The sequence below is a fragment of the Curtobacterium sp. VKM Ac-2884 genome, assembly GCF_015350945.1.
Classification (GTDB): domain Bacteria; phylum Actinomycetota; class Actinomycetes; order Actinomycetales; family Microbacteriaceae; genus Curtobacterium.
Window position 1 is genome coordinate 1 of record NZ_JADKSA010000001.1, and the last position, 20275, is coordinate 20275.

At 70.3% G+C, this 20275-nt stretch carries 17 protein-coding genes; 3 read left to right on the forward strand and 14 right to left on the reverse strand.

The window, feature by feature from the left end; genetic code table 11:
* Positions 1 to 450: 450 nt before the first annotated feature.
* The 13 genes from ITJ60_RS00005 to otsA form a co-directional block, all read right to left on the reverse strand.
* Positions 451 to 1221 (reverse strand): fumarylacetoacetate hydrolase family protein, encoded by a 771-nt coding sequence (locus tag ITJ60_RS00005; protein WP_111085932.1) that lies wholly within the window; start codon positions 1219 to 1221, stop codon positions 451 to 453.
* A 30-nt stretch (positions 1222 to 1251) separates the two neighbouring features.
* A complete protein-coding gene (locus tag ITJ60_RS00010) occupies positions 1252 to 2361 on the reverse strand; it encodes a branched-chain amino acid aminotransferase (RefSeq protein ID WP_194646276.1) in 1110 nt (369 codons plus the stop codon).
* 15 nt (positions 2362 to 2376) lie between these two features.
* On the reverse strand, positions 2377 to 3447 hold the full coding sequence (locus tag ITJ60_RS00015; protein WP_194646277.1) for a 3-isopropylmalate dehydrogenase: 1071 nt from the start codon (positions 3445 to 3447) through the stop codon (positions 2377 to 2379).
* A complete protein-coding gene (gene serA / locus ITJ60_RS00020) occupies positions 3447 to 5036 on the reverse strand; it encodes a phosphoglycerate dehydrogenase (protein WP_194646278.1) in 1590 nt (529 codons plus the stop codon). Before serA ends, ITJ60_RS00015 begins: the two co-directional genes overlap by 1 nt.
* 79 nt (positions 5037 to 5115) lie before the next feature.
* Complete coding sequence (locus ITJ60_RS00025) at positions 5116 to 5496, reverse strand: hypothetical protein (protein WP_123672212.1); 381 nt, start codon at positions 5494 to 5496, stop codon at positions 5116 to 5118.
* On the reverse strand, positions 5493 to 5957 hold the full coding sequence (locus ITJ60_RS00030; RefSeq protein ID WP_111085937.1) for a hypothetical protein: 465 nt from the start codon (positions 5955 to 5957) through the stop codon (positions 5493 to 5495). The genes ITJ60_RS00025 and ITJ60_RS00030 overlap by 4 nt, the downstream gene beginning before the upstream one ends.
* 61 nt (positions 5958 to 6018) lie before the next feature.
* Positions 6019 to 7209 carry a mannitol-1-phosphate 5-dehydrogenase gene (locus ITJ60_RS00035; RefSeq protein WP_123292269.1) on the reverse strand — a complete coding sequence of 397 codons (1191 nt, stop codon included), beginning with the start codon at positions 7207 to 7209 and terminating at the stop codon, positions 6019 to 6021.
* Positions 7210 to 7421: 212 nt separating this feature from the next.
* Entirely contained in the window at positions 7422 to 8447 is a 1026-nt protein-coding gene (gene ilvC, locus ITJ60_RS00040) for a ketol-acid reductoisomerase (protein WP_111085939.1), read from the reverse strand.
* Between the two features lie 51 nt (positions 8448 to 8498).
* Positions 8499 to 8999 (reverse strand): acetolactate synthase small subunit, encoded by a 501-nt coding sequence (gene ilvN / locus ITJ60_RS00045; protein WP_022907763.1) that lies wholly within the window; start codon positions 8997 to 8999, stop codon positions 8499 to 8501.
* The gene (locus ITJ60_RS00050) at positions 8996 to 10819 is read right to left on the reverse strand and encodes an acetolactate synthase large subunit (protein ID WP_194646279.1); all 1824 of its coding nucleotides are present in this window, start codon (positions 10817 to 10819) and stop codon (positions 8996 to 8998) included. The genes ilvN and ITJ60_RS00050 overlap by 4 nt, the downstream gene beginning before the upstream one ends.
* A 47-nt stretch (positions 10820 to 10866) precedes the next feature.
* The gene (gene ilvD, locus ITJ60_RS00055; protein WP_123292267.1) at positions 10867 to 12561 is read right to left on the reverse strand and encodes a dihydroxy-acid dehydratase; all 1695 of its coding nucleotides are present in this window, start codon (positions 12559 to 12561) and stop codon (positions 10867 to 10869) included.
* Positions 12562 to 12653: 92 nt separating this feature from the next.
* Positions 12654 to 13436, reverse strand: a complete 783-nt coding sequence (gene otsB, locus ITJ60_RS00060; protein ID WP_123292266.1) for a trehalose-phosphatase — start codon at positions 13434 to 13436, stop codon at positions 12654 to 12656.
* Positions 13429 to 15021, reverse strand: a complete 1593-nt coding sequence (otsA, locus tag ITJ60_RS00065) for an alpha,alpha-trehalose-phosphate synthase (UDP-forming) (protein ID WP_123292265.1) — start codon at positions 15019 to 15021, stop codon at positions 13429 to 13431. The genes otsB and otsA overlap by 8 nt, the downstream gene beginning before the upstream one ends.
* 135 nt (positions 15022 to 15156) lie before the next feature.
* On the opposite strand from otsA, the gene ITJ60_RS00070 reads away from it, so the two are divergent.
* Positions 15157 to 17679 (forward strand): hypothetical protein, encoded by a 2523-nt coding sequence (locus ITJ60_RS00070; RefSeq protein WP_194646280.1) that lies wholly within the window; start codon positions 15157 to 15159, stop codon positions 17677 to 17679.
* Positions 17680 to 17747: 68 nt separating this feature from the next.
* Positions 17748 to 18719 (forward strand): magnesium transporter CorA family protein, encoded by a 972-nt coding sequence (locus ITJ60_RS00075; protein ID WP_194646281.1) that lies wholly within the window; start codon positions 17748 to 17750, stop codon positions 18717 to 18719.
* 43 nt (positions 18720 to 18762) lie between these two features.
* Here ITJ60_RS00075 and ITJ60_RS00080 read toward each other — a convergent pair whose 3' ends face one another.
* Positions 18763 to 19914: an SLC13 family permease gene (locus tag ITJ60_RS00080; RefSeq protein ID WP_194646282.1), complete on the reverse strand. Its 1152-nt coding sequence runs from the start codon at positions 19912 to 19914 to the stop codon at positions 18763 to 18765.
* A 93-nt stretch (positions 19915 to 20007) separates the two neighbouring features.
* On the opposite strand from ITJ60_RS00080, the gene ITJ60_RS00085 reads away from it, so the two are divergent.
* Positions 20008 to 20199 carry a hypothetical protein gene (locus ITJ60_RS00085; RefSeq protein ID WP_111085947.1) on the forward strand — a complete coding sequence of 64 codons (192 nt, stop codon included), beginning with the start codon at positions 20008 to 20010 and terminating at the stop codon, positions 20197 to 20199.
* Positions 20200 to 20275: the final 76 nt, after the last annotated feature.

Sequence of the window (20275 nt, forward strand, 5' to 3'; positions counted from 1 at the left end):
ACACCCCAAAAGGCATCAGACCGAGTTGATTCTGACTGTTGACTGTCTACTGACAATCTTCAATCCAAAAGGAATTGTCTCAAACCCAACCAACCCGAAGGAAGGCCAGGCACGAGGTCAATCAATAAATTGGCATTGACAATGTGCACGCTGTTGAGTTCTCAAGGACCAGACGCACTCCCCCACTCGACACCCGAAGATGCTCCGCCAGAGAGGCTGATGAATCCGCTGCCCGGGGAAGAACCCTGGCGGACAAGATCCCCGGGTAAACCCAGTGACCGTCTCAGCCGTTCCGTTCTCCGCCGCCGTGGCAACGAGTGATTACTTTACGCAGGGACGAACGGCTGCGCCAAGCCAGGCCGCATCCCGGGCGTGTCGCCCGGAACGGCCCCGAACGCGGAACAGCCCGCTCCCCCGAGGGGGAACGGGCCGTCGCGGTGACGAGCCAGGTCAGTGGCGCGCGATCACCGGGTTCTTGAGCGTGCCGATGCCCGAGATCGTCACCTCGACGACCTCGCCATCGCGGATCTGGCCGACCCCGGCGGGGGTACCGGTCAGGATGACGTCACCCGGCAGCAGGGTCCAGATCGACGACACGAACTCGACCAGCGAGGGGATGTCGTGGACCATCTCGTTCGTCGAGCCCGCCTGGCGCAGGTCACCGTCGACGCGGGTCTCGATGCGGATGTCCGACGGGTCGATCTCGGTCTCGATCACCGGGCCGAGCGGGCAGAAGGTGTCGAACCCCTTGGAGCGGGTCCACTGGCCGTCGCGGGCCTGCAGGTCGCGGGCGGTCACGTCGTTGGCGATCGTGTACCCGAGCACGACGCTCGCGAAGTCCTCGCGCCGGACGTTCTTGGCGAGCGATCCGATCACGATGGCGAGTTCGCCCTCGTGGTCGACGCGGCCGATGTCCGCCGGCAGGCGGATGGGTTCGTCGGGTCCGATCACCGAGGTGTTCGGCTTGAGGAACACCACCGGGTCGTCGCCGGCGCGCTCGTCCATCTCCGAGGCGTGCTCGAGGTAGTTGAGCCCCACCCCGATGACCTTCGACCGCGGGATGACGGGGGCGAGGAGCTTGGCGTCGGCGAGTGCGACGCGCTCCCCCGTGGTCTCGAACCCCTGGTACATCGGGTCTCCGGCGAGCACCACCAGGTGCCGCTCGTCGAGGATGCCGTACCGGGGGTCTTCACCCTTGCTGCTGAACCGTGCGATCTTCACCGTTCGACCCTACCCACGCCCGAGCGTCGATCAGGACGCGTCGGTCAGCTTCGTCATCCACCCGTGCGGGTCGGGACGACGGCCGTACTGGATGTCGGTGAGCTCGTCGCGCAGGGACATCGTGAGTTCCCCGGCGCCCTCGGTCGGCGAACCGATCGTGAAGCCCTCGCCGCGGAGCTCCGCGATCGGGGTCACGACGGCTGCCGTCCCGCAGGCGAACGCCTCGGTGATGGAGCCGTCGGCCACACCGTCACGCCACTCGTCGAGGGTCACCCGGCGCTTCTCGACCGTGAGCCCGCGGTCCTCTGCCAACTGCAGGATCGAGTCGCGCGTGATGCCCTCGAGGATGGAGTCGGAGTCCGGCGTGACGAGGGTACCGTCGGACTTCACGAGCACGACGTTCATGCCACCGAGTTCTTCGAGGTACTTGCCCTCGACCGAGTCGAGGAACATGACCTGCTGGCACCCGTGCTCGTAGGCCTCCTGCTGGGGCAGCAGCGACGACGCGTAGTTGCCACCGGTCTTGGCGGCACCGGTCCCGCCCTTGCCGGCGCGGGCGTACTGGGTCGACAGCCAGATCGAGACCGGCTTCGGACCCGAGGTGAAGTACGCTCCGGCCGGGCTCGCGATGCAGTGGTACGCCACCGCCTGCGCCGCGCGCACCCCCAGGAACGACTCGGTCGCGATCATGAACGGCCGGAGGTACAGGCTCGTCTCGGGCGCGGACGGCACCCAGTCGACGTCGGTCTGCACGAGCTGCCGGATCGACTCGACGAAGGCTTCGACCGGCAGCTCCGGCAGCGCCAGCCGACGGGCCGACCGCTGGAACCGACGTGCGTTGGCGTCCGGGCGGAAGGACCACACCGACCCGTCCGCGTGCCGGTACGCCTTGAGGCCCTCGAAGATCTCCTGCGCGTAGTGCAGCACGCTGGCGCTCGGGTCGAGCGAGAGCGGCCCGTACGGGTGGACCGACGCACCGTGCCACCCGTCGTCGAGCGTCCACACGACGGTGGCCATGTGGTCCGTGAAGTGCTTGCCGAAGCCCGGGTCGGCGAGGATCTCCTCGCGCTCGGCGGCGGCGCGACGGTCCGCGGACGGGGTGGTGGCGAACTCGAGTCCGAAGGCGGTGTCGGTGCTCATGGGGAGGGCTCCTTCTCAGGCGGTGGTGGTGCGTGCCGTGGCCGCGGCGGCGATGGCGTCGCCGATCTCGGCCGTGCGACGCTGCGTGGTGCCCCGGTCTGCCAGGTCCGCCTCGACGGCCCGCGTCACCGCCGTCGCGAGGTCGCTGCGACCGATGTGGTCGAGCAGCAGTGCGACGGAGAGGATGGCGGCCGTGGGATCGGCCTTCTGCTGACCCGCGATGTCCGGCGCGGAGCCGTGGACCGGCTCGAACATGCTGGGGAAGGTGCCGTCCGGGTTGATGTTGCCCGAGGCCGCCAGACCGATGCCGCCGCTGATCGCGCCGGCCAGGTCGGTGATGATGTCGCCGAAGAGGTTGTCGGTGACGATGACGTCGAACCTAGCAGGATCCCGCACCATGTGGATGGTGACCGCATCGACGTGCTGGTAGTCCACCGTGACGTCCGGGAACTCCGCTCCGACGGCCGCGACCGTGCGCTGCCACAGGGCCCCGGCGTGCACCAGGACGTTGCTCTTGTGCACGAGCGTGAGGTGCTTCCGTACCCGACGGTTCGCCAGGTCGAAGGCGTAGCGGACGACCCGCTCGACACCGAACGCGGTGTTCAGCGAGACCTCGGTCGCGATCTCCTGCGCCGTACCTGTGCGGATGGCGCCGCCGTTGCCGACGTACGGTCCCTCGGTGCCCTCGCGCACGACGACGAAGTCCACCGCACCCGGGTCGGCGAGCGGCGTCGCGACGGCGTCGTGGACCTTGGTCGGACGCAGGTTGACGTAGTGGTCGAACGCGAAGCGCAGCTTCAGCAGGAGCCCACGCTCGATGATCCCGCCGGCGAGCCGGGGGTCGCGGGGGTCCCCGCCGACGGCGCCGAGCAGGATCGCGTCGTGCGACGCGATGGCGGACATGTCGTCCTCGGTGAGGATGTCGCCGGTCTCGAGGTAGCGCGTCGCACCGAGGGCGAACGGGGTCTCCTCGATGACGAGGTCGCCCGGGGTCACGGCGTGCAGGACCTTGAGGGCCTCGTCGACGACCTCTGGTCCGATGCCGTCCCCGCGGATCACCGCGAGCTGGAGCGTCCGGACGGCCATCAGAGCGTGATGTCGATCTCGCGGAGCGAGGAGGCGTCGATCGCCCGGCCGACGTGCTCGAGGATCTCGGCGGGCACCGGCGAGTCGACGGTGAGGACGCTGAGCGCCTGGCCGCCGGCGGCTTCGCGCGAGATCTGCATCGCCGCGATGTTGATGCCGGCCTCGCCGAACTCCTTGCCGTAGACCGCGACGATGCCCGGGCGGTCGACGTACTCCATGACGACGTGGTGCCGGTCGAGCGGGACCTCGACGTCGTGGCCGTTGATCTCGACGAGCTTCTCGACCTGCTTGGGGCCGGTGAGCGTGCCGGAGACGCTGATCGCGGGGCCGTCGGACTGCGCGCCGCGGATCGTGAGGACGTTGCGGTACTCGGGGCTGTCGGTCTCGGTGATGAGCCGCACGGTGACACCGCGCTGCTCCGCGATGAGCGGGGCGTTGACGTAGGAGACCTGGTCGCTGACGACGTCGGTGAAGACGCCCTTGAGCGCCGCGAGCTTGAGCACGCTGACGTCGTACTCGGCGAGCTCGCCGTGGACCTCGACGTCGATGCTCGTGACGGGCGACGTCGCGAGGGCCGTGAAGACCTGGCCGAGCTTCTCGACGAGCGGGATGCCGGGGCGGACGTACGGGTCGATGACGCCGCCGGCGACGTTGACCGCGTCCGGCACGAGCTCGCCGCCGAGGGCGAGACGCACCGACTTGGCGACCGAGACGCCGGCCTTCTCCTGCGCTTCGTCGGTCGAGGCACCCAGGTGCGGCGTGACGACGACGTTGGGCAGTGAGACGAGCGGGGAGTCCTTCGGGGGCTCCGACACGAAGACGTCGAGACCGGCACCCGCGATGGTGTTCGCGGTCAGTGCACGGTGCAGGGCGTCCTCGTCGATCAGGCCGCCGCGGGCGACGTTCACGACGAACGCCGTCGGTTTCATGAGCGCGAACTGGTCGTCCGAGATCATGCCGAGGGTCTCGGGCGTGCGCGGCATGTGGATCGTGACGAAGTCGGCGCGCCGCAGCAGGTCGTCGAGCGAGACGAGCTCGACCCCGAGCTGCTGGGCGCGGGCCGTCGTGACGTAGGGGTCGTACGCGATCACCTGGACGCCGAAGGCCTGCAGGCGCTGCGTGATGAGCGCGCCGATGCGGCCGAGACCGATGATGCCGACGGTCTTCTCGTAGAGCTCGACACCGGTGTACGACGAGCGCTTCCACGCACCGGCGGCCAGCGACGCGTGCGCGGCCGGGATGTGGCGGGCGAGCGACAGGATGTGCCCGACGGTGAGCTCGGCGGCGGAGATGATGTTCGACGTCGGCGCGTTCACCACCATGACACCGGCGGTGGTCGCCGCCTTGATGTCGACGTTGTCCAGGCCGACACCGGCACGGGCGATGACCTTGAGGTTCGGGGCCGCGGCGATCGCCTCGGCATCGACCTTGGTGGCGGAACGCACCAGCACGGCATCCGCGTCGGCGAGGGCCGACAGGAGCGCGGGGCGGTCGGTGCCGTCCACGTTCCGGATCTCGAAGTCGGGCCCGAGGGCGTCGACCGTGGCGGGCGAGAGTTCTTCGGCGATCAGGACGACCGGCTTCGACACAGCTGCTGTTTCCTCACGAGAGACGGTTGGTATCCCACCATGCTATCGACGTGCGCGGTCCGTTACGACCGCGCGGCGCCTAGAACTGCAGCAGGCTCGGCACGAACAGCTGCAGGTCGAGCCAGAGGGCGCCCGCCGCCGCGAAGGCGAGGACGAACACGGCGAGGGTGACCGCGAGCCGCGCACGACGCGTGATCACCAGGGCGACCACGAAGGCGACCGGGGCGATCAGGATGTCCAGGACCAGCCACAGCCAGGGCGTGCTGGCCTGCAGCGACTCGCCACCGGAGGTGGTCGCGAGGAACGCGTTGAACTCGTCCACCCGCTGCGAGATCTGCGTGAGGTTCCCCACCGCCTGCACCGTCATGTAGGCGAACAGCACGGCGAACACGAGCCAGACCGCGATGCGGCCGACGACCGGACCGCGCGACCGGCGGCCGACCGGCGTCGCGGCGGTCACCCGAAGCTCCGCGTCAGCAGGAACGGCCACGGGAACAGCACCACGGCTCCGAGCAGCATCCAGAGCAGTCGTGTCCGGGTCCGGCTGCCGCGGGCGGCCCACAGCACCACCGTGAACCACAGCGCCGGGGCGAGGATGGCGAGGAACCGGAGCACCTCGACGAAGACCGTCAGGACGGTGTCGACACCCGAGACGTACGAGGTCGACGCCGTCAGCAGCCACGCGACCGTGTAGAGCAGGTAGAGCCCACCGAACACACCGAACCCGACGAGGGCGCCGGAGGTCTCCGGTGCCTCGGGGTCGCGGTCGCCACGGTCCTTGACGGCGACCGGGTTGTGCGCGGCGTCGACGTGGGTGGCGTCGTCGGCGTCACCCCAGCTGAGCGCCTCGTCGTCGTGGTCGACGGCGTTCGTCACGTCCGGGTCGACCGACCCGTCGGGTGGGGATGCTGCCGTGTTCATGCCTCGATCCTACGAGGGACCAGCGCCCGGGGAGACCACGGGTTCCCGGTGGGACGCGCGCTCAGGCGTCGGCGGGCTGCGTCGCGAGCACCTCGGCGACGACGTCGCGCACGGCGGGGAAGAGCGGGTGGCTCTCCATCAGGCCGGTGAGGATCTCGGTGAGCGCGTGCGCCGTCGCGCCGGAACGGAGCAGCGCGTGCAGCTCGATCGACTCCGGGTCGTTCTCGTCGTCGAACGCGAGCGCGACGCGGACGGCCCCGAGCAGGTGCTCGACCGGCAACCCGCGTTCGGCGAGCTGCGCGGCGGGACCGACGAAGCGCTCGCGTCGGCCGAGCTTGCGGAGCGGGTTGCGTCCGACGCGCACGGTGGTGTCCGGGAGGTGCGGGTTCGCGATGCGCGACAGGTTCGCCGCGACGTACCGTGCGTGGTCCTCCGGGTCGAAGCCGTGCTTCGCGACGAGCAGCGCGGTGGTCTCGGCGAGCACGCCGTCGACCTCGGCACGGACGGCGTCGTCCTCGAGGGCTTCACGAATGAGCCGGATGCCCCGGACGTAGCCGTGGTAGGCGGCCGTCGCGTGCGCGGTGTTCACCGTGTAGAGCTTGCGCTCGACGAAGGGCTGCAGGTCGTCGACCCAGGTGACGCCCTCGATCGTCGGGGGTTCGGCGTCGGAGCCGAGGAACGGCGTGCGCTCGATGACCCACTCGTAGAAGGGCTCGAGCACGACGTCGAGGCCGCCGGACTGCCCGAGCACGCCGGACTGGTCGGGGACGATGCGGTCGATGGCGCAGTTCGCGAAGACCGCGGCGATGTCGCGGTCCTCGAGCACCGGCGCACGCCGGATGCTCGCGTGCAGCGAATCGGTGGCGTTGAACGCGTTCTCGCACGCCACGATCGTGACGTCGCCGCGCTCGAGCGGACGTGCCGCGAGACCCTCGGCGATGAGCGGTGCGACGAGCGGGAGCGTCCGGGCACCGACGGCGGTCGTCACGACGTCCGCCTCGGCGATCGCCTGGATCACGCGGTCGCGGTCGGTCTTGCTGCTGAGCGCCCGGAAGCCGTAGACGAGGTGCTCGACCGGCATCTCGCCGACCTCGTGCACCACGAAGCGTCCGGCTTCGTTCAACGCGGACACCACACGGTCGTCGACGTCGACGAAGGTGAGCTCGTAGCCGCTCGCCACGAGGAACTGGCCCACGAACCCACGCCCGATCTTGCCGGCGCCGATGTGGACCGCTCGTTTCGTCACCGCCATCCGATGATCATCCCATGCTGGTCGGTCCGCCCCTGACCGCTCGTGCGGACCGCGGACGACGGCTGTCGCACATCGTCCGGGCGCACGCCGACGGGACGCCGGTCCACGGCGTCGGGGCTGGAGAAGAGCTGCTGCATAACGTTCGGGTCACGTCGCGAGGCGGCGGTGCAAGGGCTGCACCGCCGCCTCGTCATCGAGTGTTCCTCGGAAGACTACCGCGCTGCCGAGCCGTCCACGTAGTCGCCGTCGTTCTGCTTCCACGCGAAGAGCGCGCGGAGCTCGCGGCCGGTCGCCTCGATCGGGTGGCCCTCGCCCTTGGCGCGCAGCGCCTTGAACTCGGGTGCGCCGGCGTCCTGGTCGTCGATGAAGCGCTTCGCGAAGGCACCGTTCTGGATGTCCGCGAGCACCGCCTTCATGTTCTCCTTGACGTCGGGCGAGATCACCCGCGGGCCGGAGACGTAGTCACCGAACTCGGCGGTGTCGGAGATCGACCAGCGCTGCTTGGTGAGGCCGCCCTCCCAGATCAGGTCGACGATCAGCTTGAGCTCGTGCAGGACCTCGAAGTACGCGATCTGCGGCTGGTAGCCCGCCTCGACCAGGGTCTCGAAGCCGTACTGGATGAGCTGCGAGGTGCCACCGCACAGGACGGCCTGCTCGCCGAACAGGTCGGTCTCGGTCTCCTCGGTGAAGGTCGTCTTGATGCCGCCGGAGCGCAGACCACCGATGGCCTTCGAGTACGACCAGGCGAGGTCCCAGGCGGAACCCGACGCGTCGACCTCGACGGCGACGATCACGGGGACGCCACGGCCGGCCTCGTACTCGCGACGGACGGTGTGACCCGGGCCCTTCGGGGCGACGAGCGACACGTCGACGCCCTCGGGCGCCTCGATGTAGCCGAAGCGGATGTTGAAGCCGTGGCCGAAGACGAGCGTGGCGCCCGGCTTGAGGTTCGGACGGATGTCGTCCGCGTAGACGATGCGCTGGACCTGGTCCGGCGCGAGGATGACGACGACGTCGGCCCAGGCGGTGACGTCGGCCGGGGTGAGGACCTCGAAGCCGGCCTCTTCGGCCTTCTGGCGGCTCTTCGAGCCCTCCTTGAGGCCGATCTTGACCTCGACACCCGAGTCACGGAGGTTGAGGGCGTGGGCGTGGCCCTGCGAGCCGTAGCCGATGACGGCGACCTTCTTGCCCTGGATGAGCGTCAGGTCGGCGTCGGCGTCGTACACGATGTCAGTCACGAGGGTGTGTCTCCTTGGTTCTGGTGGATTGTGGGGGTGGCGGACCGCTGGTCAGCGCACCCGGTCGGTGATGCTCTTCGGTCCGCGACCCATGCCGAGGAGTCCCGCACGGGCGAGCTCCTTGATGCCGTAGGGCTCGAGGACGCGGAGGATCGCCTGGATCTTGCCGGGGTCTCCGGTCACCTCGACGATGAGCGAGTCGTTCGCGACGTCGACGACCTGTGCGCGGAACAGGTTCACTGCCTCGAGCACGGCCGACCGTGTCTGGTTGTCGACGCGGACCTTCACGAGCATGTGCTCGCGCTGGACGGACTGCGAGAAGTCCAGTTCGACGATCTTGATGACGTTGACGAGCTTGTTGAGCTGCTTCGTCACCTGCTCGAGCGGGAGGTCCTCGACGTCGACGACGACGGTGATCCGGCTGAGGCCGTCGACCTCGGTGTTGCCGACGGCGAGCGACTCGATGTTGAACCCGCGGCGGGCGAACAGGCCCGCGACGCGGGTCAGCAGACCGGGCTTGTCCTCGACGAGGAGGGACAGGACGTGGCTCATGCGGTTTCCCCCGTCATGTCGGCGTCCTCGTCGTCCCAGGTGGGTGCGAGGGCCTGGGCGTACTCGATGGACGAGTTGCTGACTCCCTGCGGGACCATCGGCCAGACCATCGAGTCACGGCTCACGACGAAGTCGATCACCACGGGGCGGTCGTTCGTCTCGAGTGCGAGCTGGATGGCGGCGTCGACCTCGTCGGCCTTCTCGACGCGGATGCCGAGGGCACCGTACGCGTCCGCCAGCTTCACGAAGTCGGGCACGCGGCGCGAGTCGTGGCCGGTCTCGAGGTCGGTGAACGAGTGGCGGCCGTCGTAGAACAGCGTCTGCCACTGCCGCACCATGCCGAGCGACGAGTTGTTGATGATCGCGACCTTGATCGGGATGTCGTTGATGACGCAGGTCGCGAGTTCCTGGTTCGTCATCTGGAAGCAGCCGTCGCCGTCGATCGCCCAGACCACGCGGTCCGGCTGGGCGACCTTCGCGCCCATCGCCGCGGGGACGGAGTAGCCCATCGTGCCCGCGCCGCCGGAGTTCAGCCAGGCGTTCGGGCGCTCGTACTTGATGAACTGTGCCGACCACATCTGGTGCTGCCCGACACCCGAGGCGTACACGGCCTCGGGACCGGAGAGCTCACCGATGCGCTTGATGATCGCCTGCGGGGCGAGCAGGCCGTCGGTCGGCTCGGCGTACCCGAGCGGGAAGTCCACCTTGAGCTGGCGGAGCTTCGTCCACCAGTCGGCCGTCGAGGCGCGGTCGTCGACGGCGATGCCGCCCCACGCGTCGAGCAGGTCGACCAGGACCTCGCGGGCGTCGCCCACGATCGGGACGTCGGCGAAGCGGATCTTCGAGATCTCGGCCGGGTCGATGTCGACGTGCACGACCTTGGCGTTCGGCGCGAACTCGTCGGCCTTGCCCGTCACGCGGTCGTCGAAGCGGGCACCGAGCGCGATGATCAGGTCGCTGTCCTGCAGACCGAGCACCGCCGGGACGGTGCCGTGCATGCCGGGCATGCCGAGGTGCTGCGGGTGCGAGTCCGGGAAGGCACCGCGTGCCATCAGCGTCGTCACGACGGGCGCCCCCGTCGCCTCGGCGAAGCGGAGCAGCTCGGCCGTCGCGCGGGAGCGGATCACGCCGCCGCCGACGTAGAGCACCGGACGCTCGGCCTCGGACAGGAGCTGCGCGGCCGCGGTGATCTGCTTGCCGTGCGCCTTGGTGACCGGTCGGTAGCCGGGCAGGTCGATCTTGGGCGGCCAGACGTAGGGCGCCGACTTCTGCTGGGCGTCCTTCGTGATGTCGACCAGCACGGGGCCGGGCCGACCGGTCGTCGCGATGAGGTGCGCCGCGGCCAGGGTCGCCGGCACGTCGGCCGGGTCCGTGACCAGGAACGAGTGCTTCGTGATCGGCATCGTGATGCCGACGATGTCGGCTTCCTGGAACGCGTCGGTCCCCATCAGCGTCGAGAACACCTGGCCGGTGATCGCGATGAAGGGCACCGAGTCCATGTAGGCGTCGGCGATGGCCGTGACGAGGTTCGTCGCACCGGGGCCGGACGTCGCGATGGCGACGCCGACCTTGCCGGACGCCGAGGCGTAGCCCTCGGCGGCGTGGCCGGCGCCCTGCTCGTGGCGGACGAGGATGTGGCGGATCGTCTTCGACGCCATGAGCTCGTCGTAGAACGGGATGATGGCACCGCCCGGCAGGCCGAAGACGTCGGTGATCCCGAGGTGCTCGAGCGTCCGGAGGACGGCTCCCGAGCCGGTCAGGATCTCCGGCGACCGGCGTGCACCGGCGGCCGCGGACAGCGGAGTTGCTTCCGTGGGCATGAGGTGGTCCTTGCCTGGAGAGGTGGCGATGGTGCGTGTGTCGAACGCTAGCCCGTGACCGCGCCCTGGGCGGCGGACTTCACGAGCTTGGCGTACTTCGCGAGGACTCCGCGGGTGTAGCGCGGGGGCAGCGGGGCCCAGCCGTCACGGCGGGCCTCCAGCTCGGTCGGATCGACCAGTAGGTCGAGCGAGCGAGCCGCGATGTCGACACGGATGCGGTCGCCATCGCGCACGAAGGCAACTGGACCTGCGTCCACTGCCTCGGGTGCGATGTGGCCGATGCACAGGCCGGTTGTGCCGCCTGAGAATCGTCCGTCGGTCAAGAGTAGTACATCCTTGCCGAGGCCCGCGCCCTTGATGGCTGCGGTGATGGCGAGCATCTCGCGCATGCCCGGGCCGCCCTTGGGGCCCTCGTAGCGGATGACGACGACGTCGCCCTTCTGGATCTTCCCCTCGGTGAGGGCGTCCATCGCGGCGCGCTCGCGGTCGAACACCCGCGCGGGGCCCTCGAACACCTCGGCGTCGAAGCCCGCGGTCTTCACCACGGCGCCCTCGGGGGCGAAGGTGCCCTGCAGGACGGTCAGGCCGCCGGTCTCGTGGATCGGGTTGTCGAGCGTGCGGAAGACCTCGCCGTCGAGCGCCGGCGGGTCGATCTCGGCCAGGTTCTCGGCGACGGTCTTGCCCGTGACGGTGAGGCAGTCACCGTGCAGCAGGCCGGCGTCGAGCAGCGCCTTCATGATCACCGGGATGCCGCCGTTGCGGTCGACGTCGACCATGACGTACTTGCCGAAGGGCTTCATGTCGGCAAGGTGCGGGACCTTCGAACCGATGCGGTTGAAGTCGTCCAGCGACAGCTCGACCTCGGCCTCGTAGGCGATGGCGAGCAGGTGCAGGATGACGTTGGTGGAGCCGCCGAGGGCCATCGCCACGGCGATCGCGTTCTCGAAGGCTTCCTTAGTCAGGATCTGGCGGGCGGTGATCCCGTGCTCGAGCATGTTCACCACGGCCTCGCCGGAGCGGTGCGCGTAGTAGTCACGACGACGGTCGGCGCTCGGCGGGGCGGCGGAGCCCGGCAGCGACATGCCGAGGGCCTCGGCCACGCTCGCCATGGTGTTGGCCGTGTACATGCCACCGCAGGCGCCCTCGCCCGGGACGATGGCGCACTCGATCTTCTTCAGCTCTTCCTCGGACATGGTGCCGGCCTTGCAGGCGCCGACGCCCTCGAAGGAGTCGATGATCGTGACTTCCTTCATCGTGCCGTCGGCCTGCTTCACGTAGCCCGGCATGACCGAGCCCGCGTACAGGAACACGCTCGCCAGGTCGAGGCGCGCGGCGGCCATGAGCATGCCCGGCAGGGACTTGTCGCAGCCGGCGAGCAGGACGGTGCCGTCGAGGCGCTCGGCGTTGACGACGGTCTCGACGCTGTCGGCGATGACCTCGCGCGAGACGAGCGAGAAGTGCATGCCCTCGTGGCCCATCGAGATGCCGTCCGAGACGGAGATGGTGCCGAACTGCAGCGGGTAGCCGCCGCCGGAGTGGACGCCTTCCTTGGCGCCCTGTGCGAGGCGGTCGAGCGAGAGGTTGCAGGGCGTGATCTCGTTCCACGAGGACGCGATGCCGATCTGCGGCTTGCTCCAGTCCTCGTCTCCCATACCGACGGCCCGCAGCATGCCACGCGAGGTGGTTGCTTCGATCCCGTCGGTGACGACCCGGCTGCGCGGCTTGACGTCGATATCAGGCATGGAGCGAGTCTAGGACGCTTTGGGATACCAGTTGGACAACAACATGCGTTCGCATGTTCTGGAGCCCGACCGGGAGGCCCGGATCACCCTGGTCAGCGCGTCGCACGGATCCTGGCGAGCTGCTTCAGGACACCCGTCAGGGCCGCCGGGTCCGCGATGCGGTACCCGGCACGGGTCTCCCCCGGGCCCACCTTCACGCCGACGTCGCCGTCGCCGAGCACGCGGAAGCCGTCCTCGTCGGTGACGTCGTCACCGGCGAAGAACACCGCGTCGGCACCGTGGAGCTCGCGCAGCCGGGCGATCGCGTCGCCCTTCGTGACGTGCCGGACGGCGAACTCGACGATGTCCTTGCCACCGCGCTCGAGCACGTCGGCGTCGGCCTCGTGCGCCGCACGGCTCGCGTCGGCGTTCGCCTGCGCGGCCACCTCGGCGCTCACGCGACGGGTGTGCACGCCGTGGCCGGCCGGCTTGTGCTCGATGACGACGCCGGGGTACCGCGCGCCGACCTCGTCGAGCGCCGCACCGATCCGTGCGACCCGGGCGACCTCGTCGTCGGTCAGGGCGGCCTCGTCGTGGCCGTCCACGCGCCACTCGACACCGTGCGACCCGACCAGCGCCATGTCCTGCGGCGCGTGCGACACGGCCGCGAGGCTGCCGAGCGGACGACCGGAGACGAGCACGACCTCGGTGTCCTTCGCACGGTGCAGGGTCAGGACCGCTGCCCACGAGCCCGGCAGGGCGCCGACCTGCGACGGCTCGTCGGCGAACGGCGCGAGCGTGCCGTCGAAGTCGAGGGCGACGATGAGTCGCGGCGCAGCCGCGAGCGTCTCGAGAGCCGTGTCGATGGCGGTCTGGTCGGTGGTGGTCTCAGTCATCACGTGCCTCCCGGGTGTCCTCGGCAGCCCTGGCGGACTGGGCGTCCTGGTCGAAGATCGACATGTTGTCGGTCTGCGCCTCACGGTGTCGGTCCGCCGGGTCGGTGGCGGACGGGTCGAGCTGGGCGTTCCGCGGCGCGTGCCGGTCGAGCGCCTCGAGGAACGAGCGCGACCAGCGCGCCACGTCGTTGTCACGCACGCGCTTCCGGAGCGCACGCATGCGCGTCGAGCGCTCGCGGCGCGGCATCTCGATCGCGCGCTCGATGCTGTCCTTCAGCGCGCCGATGTCGTGCGGGTTGACGATGACGGCCTGCTTCAGTTCGTCGGCTGCACCGGCGAACTCGGACAGGATGAGCACCCCGTCGCTGTCGAAGCGGGCCGCGACGTACTCCTTCGCGACGAGGTTCATGCCGTCGCGCAGCGCGGTGACGAGCATGATGTCGGCGGCCAGGTAGAGCGCCACCATCTCCTCGCGCGGGTAGCCGTGGTGCAGGTACGAGATCGGTTGGTGGCCGATGACCCCGAGGTCGCCGTTGATGCGGCCGACGCTCAGCTCGATCTCGTCGCGGAGCGTGGCGTAGGTGTCGACGCGCTCGCGGCTCGGGCTCGCGACCTGGATGAGGGCGGCGTCCTCGACCTTGATGCGGCCGTCCTCGACGAGCTCGCCGAAGGCCTTGATGCGGTGCCGGATGCCCTTGGTGTAGTCGAGGCGGTCGACCCCGAGCAGCACCGTCTTCGGGTTGCCGAGGCTCTCGCGGATCTCGCGGGCACGCTCCTGCACCTCGGGACGGCGCGCGATGTCCTCGAAGGCCTCGGCGTCGATCGAGATCGGGAAGTGCCGGGCCTCGACGTGGCGGACCGTGATCCCCTTGCGGCTGCGCGGCGCGTCCGGGTCGTCGACGGGGACGTCGATCGTCTGCCCCTTCGTCGTGTAGCCCTTGATGTGACGGACCGCGCGGAGGAAGTCGCTCGCATCGTCGTGGCGCTGGAAGCCGATGACGTCGGCGCCGAGCAGGCCGTCCAGGATCTGCGCGCGCCAGGGCAGCTGGGCGTAGATGCCGACCGGCGGGAACGGGATGTGGTTGAAGAAGCCGATCGTCAGGTCGGGACGCTTGGCCCGGAGCAGTGCCGGCACGAGCTGCAGCTGGTAGTCCTGCACCCAGACGATGCCGTCCTGCTCGGTGATCTCGGCGATCTGGGCCGCGAAGCGCTCGTTGACGCGCTTGTAGGCGTTCCACCAGTCGCGGTGGTAGCTCGGGTGCTCGATGACGTCGTGGTACAGCGGCCAGAGGGTGTCGTTGCTGAAGCCCTCGTAGTACTCCTCGACGTCGTCGTCGGACAACGGGACCGGCACGATGTGGATGCCCTCGTTGTCGAACGGCTCGACCTCGACCTCGGGCTGGCCGACCCAGCCGACCCAGGCCCCGTCGTTCGCGCGCATCACGGGCTCGAGGGCGGTGACGAGGCCACCGGGCGAGTGCCGCCATCCCTCGTTGCCGTCCTGGTCGACGACCCGGTCCACCGGCAGGCGGTTCGAGGCGACGACGAAGGCGTACTTGGTGGAGGAACGAGAAGGCGCAGACACGGTGGGAACCTACCAGCGCCCGGACAGCGGATTCACGGCGGATCGGCGGGTTCCGCTACGCTGCGGGTGCGTGTCGGGGGGACACGGGTGCTGGCGTGCGGCATCGGCCTCCCGGTCGGAGAGGACCCACCAGCCATGAGCGAGAACCCGCCGAACCCGCCCGTCCCGCCGGGGCAGCCCGGCCCGCAGTCGTCGGATGCGTTCGGTCGCCTGCTGCGGTCCGTGTCCGGCCGTGACTGGCTGGCGGCCGTGCTCGCCGCCGTCGGCGGCTGGGTCGCCGCCTACGTGGTCGCCGCGATCTCGCTGCTCCTCACCGTCGCCGTGCTGGCAGCGGGCGGATCCGGATCCGGTTCAGTCGGGTCGGGGTCGACCGGCACCGGGACCGACCTCGGCGCCGGGAGCACGCCCGACGTCCAGTCGCTGCTGTCCGGCGTCAGCGTCCTGCTCGGCACCCCCGCTCAGCTCGTCGCCCTCGCCGACCTCGGCCGCCTGCACCTGTCCGGCTCGATCGGCTTCCTCGGGTCAGGGTCGGGCGCGCTCGCGGTCGTCCCGGCGCTCGTGCTCGCCGCGCAGGTCGTGCTGGCCGTCGTGCTCACCCGTCGCATCCGCACCCGCGGCCTCGGGCGCACCCCGATCCTGCTGACCGCCGTCCTGTCCGGGCTGGTGACCACGGTGCTGACCAACGCCGCCGCGGGCATCCTCGCCATCCGGTTCCCCGCCGTCTCCGGCGCCTCCATCGACCCCGTGCACGCGGTCGGCCTCGGCAGCATCCTCGGCGCCTTCGTGATCGGTGCACTCGCCGCGGTGCTCGCACGCCCGTCGGCCCTCCTCGGCCGGAACGTGTTCGCCGGTCGCGTCCTCGGCACGCTGCGCGTCGCGGCGTCGCAGCTCACGGTGCTCGTCGTGCTGGTGACGGTCGTCGTCATCGTCGTCGCCCTGGTCGCACAGCCCTCGTGGGGCGCAGCACTGCCGGTGCTCGTCGGCAACGTCGCGGTCGGCCTCACCGCCCTCGGGTTCCTCGGCGGCGTCGGGCTGTCCGGCTTCGGCTCGGCGGGCAGCACGGCGTCGGTCTTCGGCGGCGCCGGCGGCTGGACCTGGCTCGTCGTCCTGCTCGTCGTCGTGACCTCGGTCGTCGCGGGCCTCGCACTCGCCGTCCGCCGCAACGACCGGTTCCGCACCACGCTGGACTGGGTCGTGACCCCGGTCGTCTGGTTCGGCCTCGGACTCCTGCTCTTCGTGCTCGGCACCGGGCTGGTGTCCTACCAGGCGACGGGCATCAGCGCCGTCAGCGGGACCGGTTCGATCGGGATCGCACCGTGGACGCCGCTCGTGTTCGCGCTGTGGGGCGGCGCGATCGAGGCCGTGGCACGGTACCTCGCGCCCGTGCTGCTCCCCCGCCTCGGCGGTGGCGTGGTGCTGCGGACCTCGCGCCTCGTCGGAGCGGACCCGCGCCCCACGGCCGCACCGACCTTCCCGGCAGCGACTCCGGCGTTCCCGCCGGCCGGCCCGGCGTTCCCGCCGGCAGACCCGGCATTCCCGCCGGCAGACCCTGCGTTCCCGCCGGCCGACCCGGCCTTCCCGTCGGCGGCGCCCGCGGGCGACCCGGCAGCAGCAGCGTGGGCGGCGACGCCCGGCGTCGGCCACCCCGGTCAGCCGGAACAGCCCTTCGTCGGCGGCGGCGTTCCCGCACCCGCTCCGATGTCGCCGCGCGCCAAGAAGGTCCTGGTCCGCTCGCTCATCGCCGGTGGCGCCGTGGTCGTCGTCGTCATCGCGGGTGCCGTCACCACCGGGGTGCTCCGGGCCAACGTGTGGGGTCCGGCCCCGACCGTGAAGTCCTACGTACAGGCCATCGCGAAGGGCGACGCCGACACCGCCGCGCGACTCAGCGAGGTACCGGCCGACGCCGCCATGCTCGACACCGCGGTGCTGAAGAGCGCGAAGGACCGCCCGTCGGACATCCGCGTGGGCCGCGTCTCGACGAGCGGTGACAACGCCGTGGCCACCGTCAGCTACACCCAGGACGGCAAGAACCGCTCCGGCCAGGTCAGCCTCCGCCGCACCGGCACCGCGTTCCTGGTGAAGGACGAGTGGCGCGTCACCGAGCCGCTCGCCCAGACCGTCACCCTGACCGCGTCCGAGGTGCTCGAGGGCGCACCGGTCACGGTCGGCGGCAAGGAGATCGGCGAGATCAGCGACGGCCGGTTCACCTCGCTCGCCTACCCCGGCACCTACGAGGTGCAGGTCGGCGGGACGAAGTACTTCACCGGCGGCACCGAGCAGGTGTCGGTCGGCGCGACGTCCTCCGGGTACGTCGACTTCACACCCACCGCCACGAAGGCGCTGCAGCAGGACGCCGAGCGGTACGTGTCCGACCTGATCGACGGCTGCGCGGAGAAGACCGACCTCAGCGCACTGAGCGGGTGCCCCTGGTACGGCCCGTACGACGCCGACGGTGCGGTGCGCTACGACGTCACGACCATGCCGGAGATCGAGGTCGAGGCCTCCGGTTCGGGCACGGTCGTGGTGCAGAGCACGAAGGACGGTGTCGTCGAGTACGACTACACCTCGTACTCCGGGGACGCGGAGCACGGTGAGGACAGCTTCGACGTGAACCAGTACCTGAAGGTCGAGGACGGGAAGCTCGTCTCCGCCTACTGACGCACCACCGCACGCGACGACGGCCGGCCTGGGATCCCCGGGCCGGCCGTCTCACTAGGCTGACGCGCATGGTCAGGACACGGGCGTGGCGGAACGGCGACGCGGCGGAACGGGACTTCCCGGTCGACCGGATCTCGGACCTCGTCGCCGACGCGGACACGTTCGTCTGGGTCGACTACACCGACCCGGTGCACGACGACCTCGTGCAGGTCGAGCAGGAGCTCGGCATCCACGCCCTCGCCGTCGAGGACGCTGTCGAGCAGGGCCAGCGCCCGAAGCTCGACCGGTACCGCGACAGCCTGTTCCTCGTGGTCTACGACGTCGGCGGTCTCGGCGAGGACGGTGAGCTCGTCACCCACGAGGTGAAGGCGTTCGTCACCGAGCACGCCCTCGTCACCATCCACGGGGCCGACGTCGACACCGCCGCGATGGAGCACCGGCTCGACGCGAACGCCGACGTGGCCGAGCACGGTGTGCCGTGGCTCGTCTGGGCGCTGCTCGACGCCGTCGTCGACCACGCCACCGAGACCGTGGAGGACATCGAGCGACGGATCGACGACCTCGAGGACGACCTGTTCGAGCGGGGCAACGCCCGCGAGCAGCAGATCCAACGCCGGTCGTTCCGCCTCCGCAAGGCCCTCGGGGTGCTGCGGCGGCTCGTCGTCCCGACCCGCGACAGCGTCGCGTCGCTGCTACACGGCGACGCGGAGACGATCTCGGACGGCATCCGGCCGTACTTCCGCGACGTCGAGGACCACCTGGTGTCGATCTCGGACTCCGTCGAGCAGCTGCGCGACGCCGTCTCGAGTGTCCTCGACACGAACCTCAACCTGGCGTCGAACCGGCAGAACACCGTGATGAAGAAGGTGACGAGCTGGGCCGCGATCATCGCGATCCCCACCGCCATCACCGGCTTCTTCGGGCAGAACGTGACGTTCCCGGGCGAGGGTGCGTGGAGCGGGCTGTACGTCTCGCTCGCGCTCATCGTCGCGTCGTCGCTCGTGCTCTACCGCGTCTTCAAGGCCCGCGACTGGCTCTGACCGCCGCGGCGGGTCAGAGCGCGAGCACCCCGGCGATCCCCCGTCAGATCGCCAGCGCGAGCACCCCGGCGACCACGGTCAGCGGAGCCGCGATGCACCCGAGCAGCATGTACTTGCCCCACGACAGGTGCACGCCCTCGGCCGACAGCCGTGCGTGCCACAGCAGGGTGGCGAGCGAGGCCCACGGCGTCACCAGGCACCCGGCGTTCACGCCGATGAGGAGCGCCGCGTACCGCACGGCCTCGTGACCGGCGGCGGGCTCGAGCACCAGGTACGCGGGCAGGTTGTCGATCGCGTTCGCCGCCACCGCTCCCCCGGCGCCCAGCAGCAGGAGCGGCCCCGCTCCGGTGCCGTCGCCGAGCGCCCGCACGATCGGGTCGGTGAGCCCGGTGCTGTGCAGGGTCTCGACCACGACGAAGAGCCCGGCGGCGAACAGCAGCGTCGACCACGGCACCCGCGACGGCCGGAGCTCGGCGGGCGACCGGAACGCCGCGACGACGACGAGCACGAGGGCACCGGCCACGGCCGCGATCCAGACCGTCACGCCGGCGGTCAGCGCCACCACGAGCGCGACGAGCACCCCGGACGCTGCCCAGAACGACACCGGGTCGGACGGACGCCGCACCGACACCGGCGTGTAGCGCCCGAAGAGCTTGCCGCGGAACACCACGAGCAGGACGGCGCACGGCACGACGACCCCGGCGACGGCCGGCCAGGCCATCAGCCCGGCGAAGGGCAGCGGGCCGCCGAGGCCCATCCGGTCGACGGCGAGCAGGTTCGTCAGGTTCGACACCGGCAACAGCAGGGACGCGGTGTTCGCGAGCCAGACGGTGGTGAGCGCGAACGGCATCGGCGGCAGCCCGACCCGGCGCGCCAGTGAGATCACGATCGGGGTGAGCAGCACCGCGGTCGTGTCGATCGACAGGAAGACCGTGCAGAGCACGGCGAGGACGACGACCGCGCCCCACAGCCCGATGGTGCGTCCGCCGCCGACACGTGCCGCGACGTCGGCGAGTCGGTCGAACACCCCGGCGTCCGCAGCGAGCTCGGCGACGATCGTCAGCCCGAGGACGAACCCGAGGACGGGCAGGACCCGCTCGGCCAGGACCCCGAGGTCGTCGAGTGGCAGCAGTCCGAGCGCGACGCACACCGCGCCGATGACGAGCAGCACTGCTCCGATGACGGCCTGACGCACGGGCGCTCCTCCACGAGTGCGCCGGGCAGGGTGTCCGGCGGCGCTCCAATGTACTGACCGGTAGCGTTGGCAGCACGACGACAGGAGGCCTCTGTGCGCAAGTTCATGTTCAACGGTGCGGTGTGGAGTTCGCTCATCAGCGGCTACAGCGTGCTCCAGACCACCCGCCAGGGACCCCGCGACTGGCGGCTCGCCCTGACGTGGGTCGCGTGGATCGCGACCACGATCGTGGCGATCGGCACGGTGGTCGAGGACGATCGCGCCGTCAAGGCGCGCCAGCCGTAGGTCGCGATCGCGACCACACGACGGACGGGAGGCCCGTGGCGGATCCGCCACGGGCCTCCCGTCCGTCCCGTGTCGG

What these genes read in the sequence shown, in the direction of transcription:
- ITJ60_RS00030 (WP_111085937.1), bottom strand. Translation starts at nt 5,957, where the DNA reads ATGAACACGGCAGCATCCCCACCCGACGGGTCGGTCGACCCGGACGTG.
- ITJ60_RS00015 (WP_194646277.1), bottom strand. Translation starts at nt 3,447, where the DNA reads ATGGCCGTCCGGACGCTCCAGCTCGCGGTGATCCGCGGGGACGGCATC.
- ITJ60_RS00050 (WP_194646279.1), bottom strand. Translation starts at nt 10,819, where the DNA reads ATGCCCACGGAAGCAACTCCGCTGTCCGCGGCCGCCGGTGCACGCCGG.
- ITJ60_RS00075 (WP_194646281.1), top strand. Translation starts at nt 17,748, where the DNA reads ATGGTCAGGACACGGGCGTGGCGGAACGGCGACGCGGCGGAACGGGAC.
- ITJ60_RS00010 (WP_194646276.1), bottom strand. Translation starts at nt 2,361, where the DNA reads ATGAGCACCGACACCGCCTTCGGACTCGAGTTCGCCACCACCCCGTCC.
- ilvN (WP_022907763.1), bottom strand. Translation starts at nt 8,999, where the DNA reads ATGAGCCACGTCCTGTCCCTCCTCGTCGAGGACAAGCCCGGTCTGCTG.
- ITJ60_RS00035 (WP_123292269.1), bottom strand. Translation starts at nt 7,209, where the DNA reads ATGGCGGTGACGAAACGAGCGGTCCACATCGGCGCCGGCAAGATCGGG.
- ilvD (WP_123292267.1), bottom strand. Translation starts at nt 12,561, where the DNA reads ATGCCTGATATCGACGTCAAGCCGCGCAGCCGGGTCGTCACCGACGGG.
- ITJ60_RS00070 (WP_194646280.1), top strand. Translation starts at nt 15,157, where the DNA reads ATGAGCGAGAACCCGCCGAACCCGCCCGTCCCGCCGGGGCAGCCCGGC.
- otsB (WP_123292266.1), bottom strand. Translation starts at nt 13,436, where the DNA reads ATGACTGAGACCACCACCGACCAGACCGCCATCGACACGGCTCTCGAG.